We start from the raw sequence: 12,020 nt of genomic DNA on the forward strand, positions 1-12,020 counted from the left end.
TGAACGGAGGCATCTACGTCGAGTGCGTGCCTGGAGTCTCGTCGCTCAACTCGTGCGCCGCGCTTGTCGGCTCGCCGCTCATGACAGACTTTGCAGTCGTGAGCATGAGCGACCTGCTCGTGCCGTGGGAAATGATAGTAAAGCGGGTCGAGGCGGCGGCCCTTGGCGACTATGTGACAGTCATATACAACCCCGCAAGCAAAAAGCGCGTGCACCAGCTGCGCGACACCAGGGAGATATTCCTCAGGCACAGGAGGCCCGAGACCCCGGTGGCCATAGTAAAGGGGGCGTACAGGGAGTCGCAGCAGGTGGTCATCACCACGCTCGACAGGATGCTTGAGCACCAGGACATGCTTGGCATGATAACGACGGTCATCGTGGGCAACTCGTCGACGTACAACTACAAGGGCATGATGATAAACCCCCGCGGCTACACGTCCAAGTACGAGCTGGTAAAGGAAGAAAAGGCTGCTGCTACTGCTACTACGGCGTCAGCAGCGGCGGCGCCAAAGTAAAAGAAAGACGCGCGGGACGGGGTTGCGGGGGTGGTGGGGGGGGAGGAGTGCAGCACAAGCCCGTAGCAGGCCATACCCCCACCTTTTGCGTTTTCAAGGCAAGCAGGCGCAAAGAGAGAGACATACACATACATACACACACAGAGAGAGAAGCCTAGCCGGCAGTCATCCGCTCAAACCTGGGCGTGTCTGCCACTATTGCCTGCATGTCTGCCACCATTCCAGAAAGCATCTTGATCGGCAGCAGCCGCACCGTGCGGATCACCGCGTCCCTGTCTTCAACCACCTCGTTGTACTTTTGCACCAGCTCTTTGATCCTTGCCTCGCCCGCCCTCTGCTTTTCCGCCAGCTCCCGGATGTCGGAAAACGAGCGCAGGCCAAGGTCGGCAAGCGCGTCCATGAGCGTCAGGTACTCCACTTTATAGTCGATGCCAGAAGAATCCATACTATTTTATTCTCCCCTGATACGGCGTAGGTAGGCGGCATATGCTCTAAAGAGAACCAACAACCCCCGTCTGCCACAGTCAGCTTGACGTGCTGTCGATGGTGGCCCGGACGGCCGCCTTCAGCTCGTCCCGCGCAGAGTCCTGTGCGCCACCCATAGAGGTTTTATACGGGGCTTGCCTGAGCCGGGCGACGAGCCGCGCGTCCGTGGACTCTGGCTCGGCCAGCTTGGCGCTTGCTGCCTGCCGACGTTGACAGCTCCTTGCGATCATCATAGTCTTCTATGGCCCGGGCCAGAGCATGCGCCGTGTTCAGAAAATCGTCAACCCTGCTCTGCAGCGTCTTTTCCTGCTGCCGTTGCGACACTGGAAAGCCAGAGAAAAAGCAAGAGAAGAGAGAATTATCATTCACGTTTTTTTCTTTCTTTCTTTCTTTCTCTTTTTGCGCGTGTGCGTGTGTATACGTGCGCGTGTATCTCCTCCTTATCATCATCATCCGCGCCTTGCATGGCAGCGGCCTCCCTCTGCCGCAGTTCATGCGCGCATGTGCTTGCCAGCGCCGCGCTAGGCCAGCGCGCATATTGTGCCTGATTTGAACGTCGCGCCGTCCGAATATAGCGCGGTCACCTTGAGGCTGTTGGTGGCCTCGTCTATCCATATCCTGAACGAGCCGGCAAAGTGGTCGGCCGATCCGGCTGCTGCCGTGCCGCCCCTGATGAACATGCCGTTCCTGGCAGTAATGTCGCCCCGGAAAGTTGCGATCTGGTTGCCGCCTGCATGTAGCGCCAGCGCGTTGGCAGCATACTCGTAAAGATAAGTGTCGCCGGTGGCGGTGGCGACTCCGTCCAGATAGAGCCTGCTGCCAGACCGCAGCCCCACGTCGCGGCTGTTCCTGATCGCAAAGATGTCGACGTCCGTGCCAAAGACAAAGCCCCGGGCTGCTATCGTGTCAGACGAGGTAAGGAAGCGCATCTCATTGTTCGTGCCGTCGCGCCTGATGCTCCAGCCGGGGTCGTCCACGCCGTTGAACCTGACCCCATAGTTTGCGTCAAGGCCCAGGTTTACGGCCTGCAGCGACACGGGGTCGGAGTAAAAGAACGTATAGCCGCCTGCGTTGCGCCACTTTAGCGCGCCGCCTACAACTATCCTCAGGTCGTTAGCTGCGTGCTCATAGATGTAGGTGTCTCCCCCTCCATCAAGGTAGAGCTTTTTTGTTGCCGCCAGTTTTGCGTCTGCAAGCAGCCCGATCTCGTCTGCGTTCTGCTGCACGTAGAGGAGGATGCGATCCCAGGAGCCGTCGACGACTTCAAATTTCGAGGCTCCGGCGTTGTTGCCGAGCTGCAGGGTAAATACCCCGGCGCCCCTGTCCGAAGCCCTGCCCACGCGGGCTGCCCCGCCGTTGGCGCCTATGGCAAACGTGCTTGTGCCGATATAGGCCGTCAGGTCTTTCAGGACCAGGGCTTCTGTAATCGCTCCCTTGAGGACATCGACAAGGTCGTTCCAGTCGCCCGTGTATATCTTGGAAAGGTCGCCGGGGTTGTTTGTTGGGCTAGAGACTTTTTTCAATGCCATGATTGTTTTGTCACCCTGCGTCGCCAAAGTCGGCTACCGCTGGCTGCGGCGCGACTGTTTCAAAGCCTGCCCTGTCAAATACTGCTGCGGCAGGAGCCTCCGGGCGGTATGGCTCATCCGTCTGGAAATAGCCGTCGACCCTGAACTGGCCCGATGTAAAGCTCGATTCGCTATCGGTGTCAGAGAGCGCGACATTGTCACTGTCCACCTTGTCGCCGTTCAGGATCTCGCTATCGGTGTCAGTGAACGCTATCGCATCCGTGTCGACCCTGTTCTGGCCAAACTCTGTCAGGTCTTCAACGCCGTCTTCTGCCTGTGCCCTGTTCTGCTGCTCTGCCAGGTCCTTGACTATCCCGGAAAGCCCCGGTATCTTGCGCAACTGCCGGAAGCTCATGACGCTGACTGGGCCACCACCTGAGTCAACGTAAACACTGTAGAGCCGTTTACGTGGGAAATGGCAGGGCTGAAAACAGTCCTAGAAAAGAGGTTGCCGCTGCTTGCCGCGTCAAACAGCCCAAACTCGGTGTAATTGCCTGTCGCCGTAGTAGAGTCGAAAAAGCCAGAAAACTTCATTGAAGTGCCAGAGTCGAACCTGTCAGAGCAGGCGATCCTGCGAACTTCAGTCTGCAATGCAGTATCACCGGCGTTCTCCGCGTTGGTGCCGGTGCCGCAGGCGATATGTGTGAAACTGTTGGACGTCTTGCCAGTCGCAAGCCTGGCAAGGCGCTGCAGGCCGACCGTGGTAACGAGGTCGACCTTTTTGACGACCTGCAATGGCTCAAGATGGCGCTTTGCGCGATCATCGTACGCAGTCTGGTCGTTGAGGACCCTGTCGAGGCGCTGGTTGAACGTGTCAAAGCGGTCCTGCATCAGCTGGCGCCTTACGTACCGCTCGTCTGACCTGCCGAAAAGGGCAGCGCGGTTTACGTCGAGCAGGCTCAAACCTGCAACAAAAGCATCCACGGAAAAACCTGTCCATCTTTTTGCCAAAGAGAATTATCACCGGACGTACGCCTGCAGCTGGACCTCTGCAAAGCGCGTACCAAGGCCATTCTCGTCCGCCTTGAAGGAATATCTGCTCATCACCACCTCTGCGTCGGCGTCGACGCCGGAGAGCGTGTCGACCAGGCGGACCAGTTTGCCCGCAGTTATCGGCGTCGCCGGCGCATAGATCTTTTTCACGTCATAGATGCGGTGCTGCAGTGCCGAGTACTGCATGATGCTCGTGAGGTAGGTGTCCATCGTTTGCCTCTCCTTTATCCAAGGGGCGTCCTGCACGGCCTCTATCACGCCATACCTGTCGATTGACGTCTGATCCGACGCCTCGGCAAGGACCCTGCGGCTAAAGTAGGTTCGGTGTGTCAGGGCGTAGCTCGAGGAGTTGACCGTCCACGTCGACGCGGCGCGCTCGGCATTGACAGCGCCTGTGCCGCCGTCGTGGTGCCACCTGAAATAGTTTGACCCGTCGCCCGCCTTTTTGATGACAAGCCAGTATTTCTTGTCCACCTGCAGCGCGTTGTCATACATCGACACGTTGACGCGGTTAATCGTGGTCGCCGACGTGCCTATCAGGTTCTTGAAGATTGAAAACGTCCCGACAGCCTCGCCGTCAGGCGTGTTGCCGTCGTCCAGGCGGATCTCGCCAGCAAGATCAGTCGCAAGGGTGCCAACTCTTGACAGGATAAACGAAATGGCGTCAAGGCGCGGGGCCTTGGCTGTGAACTGGATGGCGCGGTCTTTGGTGTAGCATTCAATGGACGCGCTGTCGGTGAACAGCTTGTCCACGTCAAGCAAGAACTGCGTGCCGCCCCTGCCATAGACCCTGTTGGCAAACCCGTCGCTTTTCTTGATGCTGTCGGCATAGTTCCAGGCCCCTATGAAATACCCCGTCATGGCGTCTACGTCTGCCACGGCAGATACGCCTTTGATCGTGATGCCGCTGTGCGTCAGGGTAGGGTAGCGCATGTACGCGACGTCGCCCGCGTCGATGCCATAGATAGAGCCGGATGCCTCTGCCGCCCGATCGGCGATCTGTTTCCACTCTACAAAGGGCTGCTTTATGGATGCAAGGTGCTCGCCAATGTCCTGCACGCCGCCAGTTGTGAAAGGCTCGGTCGGCTGGCCCAGCGGCAAATGATCGGTGTCCTCAAAGATGTCCTTAAAGATCTCGCTGCATTTCATGTTCGCGTCGCTGTTGTCAGGGTCTACGCCGTTTGCATCGCGGTTTGCTATCCTGTAGAAATTGCCAATGCGCTCGTCGAGGCGGATCACGCTTGAAAAACCGTGCAACGTTACCTCTTTCAAATTGGTGTCCTTGCGGCTTACTTCGACCTGCCGGACGTAGCCAGCGACGAATGGAGTAAGGCAGACCTGCGTCGTGCCGATAGAGATAATGACCTTGTTGCCGTTGCCGACGTGCGAGTCCAGGGCGCCTCCGCTGTCCTCTATTGTGATTGAAAAGGGCGCTGCCTCCATCTCTCTATCTTCGACTTCGCAGAAAATGACGCGGGCGCCAGAGGTGGCCGGAGAAAAGGCGTCGTGCGTAAAATAGGTCTGGCTTCCATCCCACTTTTTCACAATAATCCGCGGTCTTAAGAGATCAGGTAAACTCATGATGTTATTTCAAAAATATCTAAACATGAGAATTTTTGTTTGGTGATTCTTCTTTATCGTATCGCTTTATCCAATTACAATTCGCACAGAGTACCTGGAGTGTTTTCTTGGCATCTTCGGGGTGCTTGGAATAGTATCGATACATTTCAGCCGGATTGCGAAAGCGACGCATATCTGCCGAGCCCCCTCCATTAATATGATCGAATTGTAAGCACCGAATATCTGAACAGCCTCCCGGTACAAGACAGGAAGCACTTGAACAACGCGGCCCGCCGAGAATTTGAAATAGAATTCCTTTTAGCTTCTGTGCATAGTGTTTCTTTGCTATTGCTCTGTACTTTTGCGGATGCAATGTCCGTCTGGCTCTAGAGCGTGCTGTGATCAGATCTCTATGTTTAAGGCGATATCTTGCTTGGCACAGCTTTCTCGATATTTGCCCCTTGTTTGTCATCACATATCTTCTTTGGTTGTCCAGTATTCTTTCACGATTTTGTTGATAGTACTCTTTCTGTTTAATTTTGAATGCCTCTGTATTTTTATTGTCATGATAACGCAACAAACGGTGGCAACTTTGACACAACCACCCTACGTAGGTAGAATGCCTTGCCCAACATGAATAACCGAGTTTGTTGACGTATGTATGATCAGAACCACATCTAGCACATCTTCTTTCCGGTTCAATTCTCTGCAATAATGTATGCAACAAAAGTAGCGCTTGTTTATATCGGATAGAGATACTTAGGGAGAGAGGGGGGGCGACATTTTTTACTCTTACCTGCGCCTTGCCAGCCGTCTGTCGACTTCGGTCGTTACTCGCTCTAGCGTCTGCTCGCTCAGTTTTAGCTCGACGGTTATGCTGTCCTTAAAGCCCACAGTATCGCCCTGCGTCGCCGGAGGCAGCTGCGTCATCAGGTAATCGCGCAGGGCAAGCTGCTGCTCGGCATAATTTTTGCGATCAATCAATCCTGCCAACTGACCTTCTATTTCCAGCAGGCGGGCACGCGCACGGGCAAGGGTGGACGGCGCCAAGGTCCCTATCCCGGGAGTGTTGATGACGGTATCCTGGAGGCGCTGGCGCTCGTCAAGCAATGCCTGTTTCCTGCCGGCATAGCTGTCCAGAAACGACTTGAACTCGGCGGCCTGATCGGGCGTTATCATCTGCGCCTGCAGAGCCTGAGCCTGGGCGCCGAATGGGAGGTTGGCGTTTGGCAGCTGGACGGTGGCAGGGAGGCCGCCGAGCCTTTTTAACGCGTCCTCCGCCCTCTGGGCTGCTGACACTATGCTGTCGGCGTGGGTGGCAGTGCTGGCAGCAAGGTTTGCCATGTTCGATGATGCCGACGTGCTCGTGTCGCTGAAAGAGGTTTGCAAGCCGGCCATTGCTGTTTTGGCGGCGTCGACGGAGCTGCCGACGTTGCTGGAAAGGCTGCTGAAATCGTTTGTGATGCCCCTTTCAGCCTCTGCCGCCTTGTCGCGGGCGCCCGTCACCGACGTGCCCATGCTGTCGACCGCAGCCCGGGCGCCTTCGGTCGAGGTGGTGGCTTCCGGCAGGGCACCGAAAAAGTCTGCAAAGGCGTCGCGCAGGCCAAAAGTGTTTGTGGCCACCAGGCCCATCACGGCCCCGATCCCGAGCAGGGCCCAGCCGACCGGACCCATTGCCAGCTGCAGCAAGCGCGTCGCCAGCGTGAGCCCGTGGGTCGCCCCGGTGGCCGTGATCGTCGCCCCCGTGTTGACGGACTTGGCGGCAGTGTTGCCTGCAAGCCCCAGCGAGTTCTGGACGGTGGACAGAAAATGCGCCCATGTCGCGCCTGCCAGCGCATTCTTGGCCTGCGTGAACCCGTCCAGCACGCTCTTGGCCGCAGGCATTATGGAAAGCGCAAATGAAATGTACGACTGGTTGACGTCTTCCTGCGCCTGCTCGGATTTCTTCTGGGCAATCAAGAGCTTTTGCTCGGCGGCCTCGACCCGGATCAGCGCCTGCTCGTACTCGGTTCCAGAAGTCACCCCGTCGTTGACGAGCTCTGCCAGCCGCGCCTGCGACGACATCAGCGCCGCCCGCGCAGAGTCGATGTTCTTCTCGGCAGTGGCTACGCGCAGCTGCACCTTCTCCAGGTTGTCGTACTGGGAATAAAGTGCAAAGGCCTTGGTCGCAGCGTCAGAGATGCCCTCTGCGGCGGCCGCATAGCCGACCTCGAGCTCTTCGGCCTTGTCGGCCGCCTTTTCCGTCCTGTCGGCGAGCTCGCCGGTCTTTTTGGCCATGTCCTCCATTTTCTGCTTCACCTCCTGGTCGCCCATGATGGTCAGGAGCAGGACCACTTCTAGCGGGCTGGACAATACGAAAAGAATGGAAGAAAAGATTTGAAAAGAGAATTATGATCGCTTCATACCGCGTTGCCCTTTCTTGCCCCTTGCCTTTTCGTACGCCTCTGCAAGGTCCTGCGAGACAATCCCCGGCGCAAGGCGGGCCAGCTCTTCGCGCACGGGCGATATGAAAGGCTGCGGCATCTGCCTGCTCGTCCCGTCGTGCACAAGCCGGGCATAGGGTGCGTCGTTGCCAAGCGTCAGGGTCTTGCCGTCGACGCTCACCTGGTTCCTGCTCCGCAAATATCCTGTCCGCACCGGCGTGAGCGAGTTGGCATGTTCGAGGGCCGGCGGCGCTATTTTCTTTACGTCTTCCTCTATCACCTGATCTATGGAAGCAGCAAAGTCTCGCAGGACCTGCGCTGCCTCTTTGGCGCCCTTTACCCTTATCGAGGTCATTACCCGACCACCTTCCACCCTGAGTCCTTGTCTGTACGCGCCTGCATGCCTGCCACTTCGAGCTCCCTGCACTTTAGAATATAGAGCAGGTCCTCCTGGTAGACATGGCCGCCGTTGACCTCCCAGGGCTTGACGCCCTCCTTGAGCAGGCAGTACATGTCGTAGATCCTCTTGGCCTCTCGAGACTTCCATACCACGGCGCCCGAGTGGAAAAGCTGCTCCAACTGCGCTATAAAAAAGCCGAGCCGTGCATGGTGCGCCATGCGCACGCGTCGACTATGGCCTTGACCTCGTCCCAGGGCGCCTGCAGGAATTCCTCGCCGGCCATCCCGAGATAGTATTGCGCCCCTTTCTGGTAGATCTGGAAAAGTACCGACGCCACCTTTTTTGCGTCCGCCGTCTTGAGCTCTGCAAGCTCGGCGCGCATATCCTCCAGCTCCTGGTGCTGCCGCGCAGTGATCTTGCAGCGGCGGTATTGCCTGCCGCCTACGTCGAAGGAGTCCTTTTGCGCCAGCTCGTCTATCTTGCGCTGGCCCTTTTCCTGCAGCGACTTTAGGTAGGCCGCCCAGGGGCTTGGTTGCGTTGCTGTTGTTGTTGCTGCTGCGCTCATATGCTTTTTTGCTCCTCTACCTCTTATTCTTCCGCAGGCTGCAGGCCCTCAAGCAGTCAGGGTTACGCTCTTGGCCGTCCCCGCCAGCGTCTCGATCATGTGCTTGCTGTCCCCGGCGTCGTTGCTCTTGCCCTGTCTCTGCAGATAAAGGTCCGTGAACGTGAACTGCTTGCCTGCGGCGATCACGTAGGACGCCGAGCGGGCGACCAGTGACTTGGCGTCTGCCCTCAATACGTCGTTCTTTACCCACGTGTCAAACTCGACAGAGATGTCGCGGTTGGTAGGCAGGATGAACTTGGCCTGCGTCTCACCGTTTGGCTTGATGACTTCAAGGTTCCAGTCCACGGAGACCTTGAACCGGGGCACGTCGTAATTGTTGGAATTGATGGTAAGCGGGTTGGAGCCTGAACTGGCGCCTGTGTATGGAGCAGACGTGTCGGCGCCGGCGTAGCCTGGGGTGGTGAACGGGTCTGCCGTCACGGCGGCAGGTATGTCCTTGCACAGGAACCTCTGCATCACCTTCACGGCTGCCTCTGTGACTTCGACCTCCAGCTGGTCGCACCTGGCGCCCAGGTAGCGGTACCAGGTCTCTGCCGCGTTTATCAGCTGCGTATACGTAAAAGACAGCGACTTTTCTATGGTGCCGGCGCCCCCGGGCAGCTCGGTGCCGTACCGCATGAGCGCGGTGCTGGTGGGCTGGTATTGCAGCTCGAATGAATACATCTCGCCCGTCTTGAGCATCTGGTACAGGTCCCTGCTTCCAAGCTCCCTGTATTTTTGAGCCGAGGTTTCAGTCGACTCGCGCATCCTGACCTGGTGGCCTGCCAGCACAAACGCGGGAGACCCGGGCGTTGAGCCAAACGCGCTTTCCTCGACGTACTGCAGTTTCTTGACAATGTTCCAAGTGCCGGTGGGCGAATATGACATGTGCAGAGAGCGTTGGCGCGCTCGGCACTAGAGAATTATTTTTTGCTCTCGCCCATTCGCCCATTCGCCCATTCGCCCATCCACTCACTCACCCGTTATGTCGCTATGGAGGAGAAGCGCTGCTGGCCATGTACCACACTATCTCGTGCTGACCTATCGCACGCCAGTACCCCTGGTCTCCAAGGTCTGCCGGGTCGTGCGACTTGCGCCAGCTGACGAGCCTGGCTGCCGACACCCCCTGCCCCAGCGACGTCCGGTTCTGCGCCACTATCCTGTCCACCTCCTGCTGCATCTTGCGGAGCTGCGCCGGCTCGGACATGCCCGTCCTCAGAATGAACACGTGTACGTCCACCAGCGCCCTGAAGAGGTACTTGGCCCAACCGTTGACTGCCGGCGCAGAAGCGGTGGAGACGTGCGTGCAGTGGATGGCATAGGGCTTGAGGATGCCGGCAAGTGCCCACCCTGTCCCAAACTCAATGCCTGCTGCGGCAGGGTCGGCCTCGGCCCACTGCGCGGCTATCTTTTCCTTCAGCAGCTCCTCGACTGTCTTGGTAAGGTTGCTGCCCGTGCCTGCGACCACCCAGCCTGACGACATCTGCCGCTACGCCGCCTCCTCCTTCTCCTCGTGTTTTTGTCGTTGCCGCCGCTCCACGGAAGGGAAATCGGTCCAGCGGCACGACCCTATCTGCTGGCCTGCGCCGGTTTTGACGACGTCCCAGAAATGGCGACCCTCCTGCCCGTGCTTTGGACACCGGTATTCGTACGGCGCCCCTGCCGCCTCCAGCGGGCCGCAGCCCCAGGGGCACGACGGGTTCTTGCTCTCGGCGTTCTTTGGCATATACACAGAGAAACAGAGAGGGAAAAAGGGTGAAAGAGAATTATTATGCGGTCTAGCGGCCCCACAGCGCAGTCACGATGCCTGCGCCAAAGCCGATTATGCCGCTCACAAAGCCGATGGCCGCCTTTTCGGCCACCGCCGCGTTGCCGGTCAGCAGGGCGCCGGCCGAGACGAGCGCCGTTATGCCTCCTGCGGAAATGATGATGGCAAGGATAATCTCTTTGGCGTTTAGGCTCACTTCTTTTTCGACGGACGGGCTGTTACTGTCGTCGTCGTTGTTGTTGTCGCTCATGTGCAAAGGCAGAAAAGTGAAAAGCGGCAAAAAGAACTAGTATCACGGCCTCAGGCCGATCATGAAAAGCAAGAGCGCAGCGGCGACGCTGAATCCGGCCCCGATGGCCGCGCCGAGCGCCAGCATCCTCACTTCGCGCCTATCGTTCTTTCTTTGCTGCCTGCCGGCCGCAACCTCGTCATAGCTGCGCACCACCGGCTCAAGCGCTGCCGCCAGCTCGTCCAGCTTGCGCTCTATGCGCCTGTCGCACTCGTGCAGCGCCTTGAAATGCTCTGCGACGTCGTGGCGGAGGTTCTGAAACTCGTCCCTGCTGATGTGGTCCAGCACGCCCATCTCGCTTACACGTTCTCGCTGTATATCTCGGACTCGCTCCCAAGCCTCATCACAAAAGCCTGCACGGCCCTGTTGCTTGACTCCATGTATTTTTCAGCCATCGCCGGCTGCCGCTGCGCAAGGAAAAAGAGCGACGCGGCGCGGTCTGTGGCGGCGTCCCTGATTGACTGCGTCAGCATGCCGCCTGCAAGCGGCAGGGCTGGCAGAGACTGGAGCCGGGAATGCCGGTTTGCCGCTATGTACAGCTCGTCGTCTACCTGGCTGTCGGCCTGCGCCCCCTTGGCGTTGAGCAGCGTGTCCTGCGACGCGTCTGTGGCCGAGCCGAGCGTTATCTCGCGCAAGCGCGCTATTTCATAATATGGCATATGGAGAGATTTGCGGCAAAAACTGGAAAAGAGAACTGTCTCTTGCCGGCATCATCATCATCTAGTTTTCGCCGTCGCTTTTTGGTGAGACGCGATGTAATCATTTTCGAATGTCACCTGATGACCCGATTTCATGGACATTGTTATCTTGTTTACATCATCCAAATCCTCAGCCACTATCATGACACCTAAAACGTCTTGCAGTTCAGACGGGTCTCTGTATTCCTCTGGCTTGCGTATTACTTTTTCAACCATGCTAGAGCCATCTTTTATTCTGGCCGTGACTTTTGCACTGGGGCATGCATTTGAAAGTTCATCGACCTGCCTCTCCCCAGTTCTACGTACTGCTCTCCTCTGATCTTTTCCGCTTTGTACACTTGTTCTGTCGCAGTCTGTTCATCGATCATCCCAGGATTGCTTTGCACTATTTCCTTTGCCCTAATCTTGTGCTGTTCCGTCGGTTTTGCAGACTGTATGATAGGCTCTTTGATATGAAGCCGGGGATTTTTTTGACCTAGTTGCGGCAACAACCGAGACGTTGGTTGCATTACCGACGCTGGTGAAGCGGCCACGCTCGTCGTGATATGGATTGAATTCCAGTATCGCACGATAGATCGCCTCCTGAATCTCCTCTGGCGCGTGCTCCTTGCCGCACTCGGCGCATTTCGAGATGCCAGGAGATGACGCAGCCTTGAAAACTCCAAAGGTAGTGCAGTAATGCCTGCCTGTCTTCTTTGTAAACAACAAAAATGAAC

18 protein-coding genes are annotated in these 12,020 nt (G+C 57.4%); 1 reads left to right on the top strand and 17 read right to left on the bottom strand.

All coding sequences use genetic code 11. The features are described 5' to 3' along the window. The coding region (locus tag WKI84_RS00030; protein WP_337861457.1) for a precorrin-3B C(17)-methyltransferase at window positions 1–515 on the top strand (515 nt) is incomplete at its 5' end. A gap of 154 nt (window positions 516–669) precedes the next feature. On the opposite strand, the gene WKI84_RS00035 is transcribed toward WKI84_RS00030, so the two are convergent. The 17 genes from WKI84_RS00035 to WKI84_RS00115 all read right to left on the bottom strand — a co-directional run bounded on the left by WKI84_RS00035 (window position 670) and on the right by WKI84_RS00115 (window position 12,009). Next, a complete protein-coding gene (locus WKI84_RS00035) occupies window positions 670–960 on the bottom strand; it encodes a hypothetical protein (RefSeq protein WP_337861458.1) in 291 nt (96 codons plus the stop codon). 79 nt (window positions 961–1,039) lie between these two features. Continuing rightward, on the bottom strand, window positions 1,040–1,234 hold the full coding sequence (locus tag WKI84_RS00040; RefSeq protein ID WP_337861459.1) for a hypothetical protein: 195 nt from the start codon (window positions 1,232–1,234) through the stop codon (window positions 1,040–1,042). A gap of 288 nt (window positions 1,235–1,522) precedes the next feature. Then, on the bottom strand, window positions 1,523–2,530 hold the full coding sequence (locus WKI84_RS00045) for a hypothetical protein (RefSeq protein ID WP_337861460.1): 1,008 nt from the start codon (window positions 2,528–2,530) through the stop codon (window positions 1,523–1,525). A gap of 10 nt (window positions 2,531–2,540) precedes the next feature. Beyond that, window positions 2,541–2,924, bottom strand: a complete 384-nt coding sequence (locus tag WKI84_RS00050) for a hypothetical protein (RefSeq protein ID WP_337861461.1) — start codon at window positions 2,922–2,924, stop codon at window positions 2,541–2,543. Continuing rightward, window positions 2,921–3,472, bottom strand: coding sequence for a hypothetical protein (locus WKI84_RS00055; protein ID WP_337861462.1), 552 nt, complete (start codon window positions 3,470–3,472; stop codon window positions 2,921–2,923). The genes WKI84_RS00050 and WKI84_RS00055 overlap by 4 nt, the downstream gene beginning before the upstream one ends. Window positions 3,473–3,529: 57 nt before the next feature. Beyond that, window positions 3,530–5,005 carry a hypothetical protein gene (locus tag WKI84_RS00060; protein WP_337861463.1) on the bottom strand — a complete coding sequence of 492 codons (1,476 nt, stop codon included), beginning with the start codon at window positions 5,003–5,005 and terminating at the stop codon, window positions 3,530–3,532. 909 nt (window positions 5,006–5,914) lie between these two features. Beyond that, window positions 5,915–7,474, bottom strand: a complete 1,560-nt coding sequence (locus tag WKI84_RS00065; protein ID WP_337861464.1) for a hypothetical protein — start codon at window positions 7,472–7,474, stop codon at window positions 5,915–5,917. A 36-nt stretch (window positions 7,475–7,510) separates the two neighbouring features. After that, window positions 7,511–7,900 (bottom strand): HK97-gp10 family putative phage morphogenesis protein, encoded by a 390-nt coding sequence (locus WKI84_RS00070; RefSeq protein WP_337861465.1) that lies wholly within the window; start codon window positions 7,898–7,900, stop codon window positions 7,511–7,513. Continuing rightward, on the bottom strand, window positions 7,900–8,124 hold the full coding sequence (locus tag WKI84_RS00075; RefSeq protein WP_337861466.1) for a hypothetical protein: 225 nt from the start codon (window positions 8,122–8,124) through the stop codon (window positions 7,900–7,902). Before WKI84_RS00075 ends, WKI84_RS00070 begins: the two co-directional genes overlap by 1 nt. 5 nt (window positions 8,125–8,129) lie before the next feature. Continuing rightward, window positions 8,130–8,510: a hypothetical protein gene (locus WKI84_RS00080; protein ID WP_337861467.1), complete on the bottom strand. Its 381-nt coding sequence runs from the start codon at window positions 8,508–8,510 to the stop codon at window positions 8,130–8,132. A gap of 48 nt (window positions 8,511–8,558) precedes the next feature. Next, complete coding sequence (locus WKI84_RS00085) at window positions 8,559–9,437, bottom strand: phage tail tube protein (protein ID WP_337861468.1); 879 nt, start codon at window positions 9,435–9,437, stop codon at window positions 8,559–8,561. A 103-nt stretch (window positions 9,438–9,540) separates the two neighbouring features. Beyond that, on the bottom strand, window positions 9,541–10,032 hold the full coding sequence (locus WKI84_RS00090; protein WP_337861469.1) for a hypothetical protein: 492 nt from the start codon (window positions 10,030–10,032) through the stop codon (window positions 9,541–9,543). Between the two features lie 6 nt (window positions 10,033–10,038). Then, window positions 10,039–10,275 carry a hypothetical protein gene (locus tag WKI84_RS00095; protein ID WP_337861470.1) on the bottom strand — a complete coding sequence of 79 codons (237 nt, stop codon included), beginning with the start codon at window positions 10,273–10,275 and terminating at the stop codon, window positions 10,039–10,041. Between the two features lie 52 nt (window positions 10,276–10,327). Continuing rightward, entirely contained in the window at window positions 10,328–10,567 is a 240-nt protein-coding gene (locus tag WKI84_RS00100) for a hypothetical protein (protein WP_337861471.1), read from the bottom strand. Between the two features lie 42 nt (window positions 10,568–10,609). Continuing rightward, complete coding sequence (locus WKI84_RS00105) at window positions 10,610–10,900, bottom strand: hypothetical protein (RefSeq protein WP_337861472.1); 291 nt, start codon at window positions 10,898–10,900, stop codon at window positions 10,610–10,612. A 5-nt stretch (window positions 10,901–10,905) separates the two neighbouring features. Beyond that, window positions 10,906–11,265 carry a hypothetical protein gene (locus WKI84_RS00110; protein WP_337861473.1) on the bottom strand — a complete coding sequence of 120 codons (360 nt, stop codon included), beginning with the start codon at window positions 11,263–11,265 and terminating at the stop codon, window positions 10,906–10,908. A gap of 438 nt (window positions 11,266–11,703) precedes the next feature. Further along, the gene (locus WKI84_RS00115) at window positions 11,704–12,009 is read right to left on the bottom strand and encodes a hypothetical protein (protein ID WP_337861474.1); all 306 of its coding nucleotides are present in this window, start codon (window positions 12,007–12,009) and stop codon (window positions 11,704–11,706) included. Between the last annotated feature and the right edge of the window lie 11 nt (window positions 12,010–12,020).

It is taken from the genome of Nitrososphaera sp. (genome assembly GCF_037447015.1).
GTDB lineage: Archaea > Thermoproteota > Nitrososphaeria > Nitrososphaerales > Nitrososphaeraceae > Nitrososphaera.

Coding starts and splice junctions, on each gene's coding strand:
- WKI84_RS00045 (WP_337861460.1), bottom strand. CDS start 2,530: ATGGCATTGAAAAAAGTCTCTAGCCCAACAAACAACCCCGGCGACCTT.
- WKI84_RS00050 (WP_337861461.1), bottom strand. CDS start 2,924: ATGAGCTTCCGGCAGTTGCGCAAGATACCGGGGCTTTCCGGGATAGTC.
- WKI84_RS00085 (WP_337861468.1), bottom strand. CDS start 9,437: ATGTCATATTCGCCCACCGGCACTTGGAACATTGTCAAGAAACTGCAG.
- WKI84_RS00070 (WP_337861465.1), bottom strand. CDS start 7,900: ATGACCTCGATAAGGGTAAAGGGCGCCAAAGAGGCAGCGCAGGTCCTG.
- WKI84_RS00035 (WP_337861458.1), bottom strand. CDS start 960: ATGGATTCTTCTGGCATCGACTATAAAGTGGAGTACCTGACGCTCATG.
- WKI84_RS00095 (WP_337861470.1), bottom strand. CDS start 10,275: ATGCCAAAGAACGCCGAGAGCAAGAACCCGTCGTGCCCCTGGGGCTGC.
- WKI84_RS00080 (WP_337861467.1), bottom strand. CDS start 8,510: ATGAGCGCAGCAGCAACAACAACAGCAACGCAACCAAGCCCCTGGGCG.
- WKI84_RS00040 (WP_337861459.1), bottom strand. CDS start 1,234: ATGATGATCGCAAGGAGCTGTCAACGTCGGCAGGCAGCAAGCGCCAAG.
- WKI84_RS00090 (WP_337861469.1), bottom strand. CDS start 10,032: ATGTCGTCAGGCTGGGTGGTCGCAGGCACGGGCAGCAACCTTACCAAG.
- WKI84_RS00110 (WP_337861473.1), bottom strand. CDS start 11,265: ATGCCATATTATGAAATAGCGCGCTTGCGCGAGATAACGCTCGGCTCG.
- WKI84_RS00060 (WP_337861463.1), bottom strand. CDS start 5,005: ATGGAGGCAGCGCCCTTTTCAATCACAATAGAGGACAGCGGAGGCGCC.
- WKI84_RS00105 (WP_337861472.1), bottom strand. CDS start 10,900: ATGGGCGTGCTGGACCACATCAGCAGGGACGAGTTTCAGAACCTCCGC.
- WKI84_RS00100 (WP_337861471.1), bottom strand. CDS start 10,567: ATGAGCGACAACAACAACGACGACGACAGTAACAGCCCGTCCGTCGAA.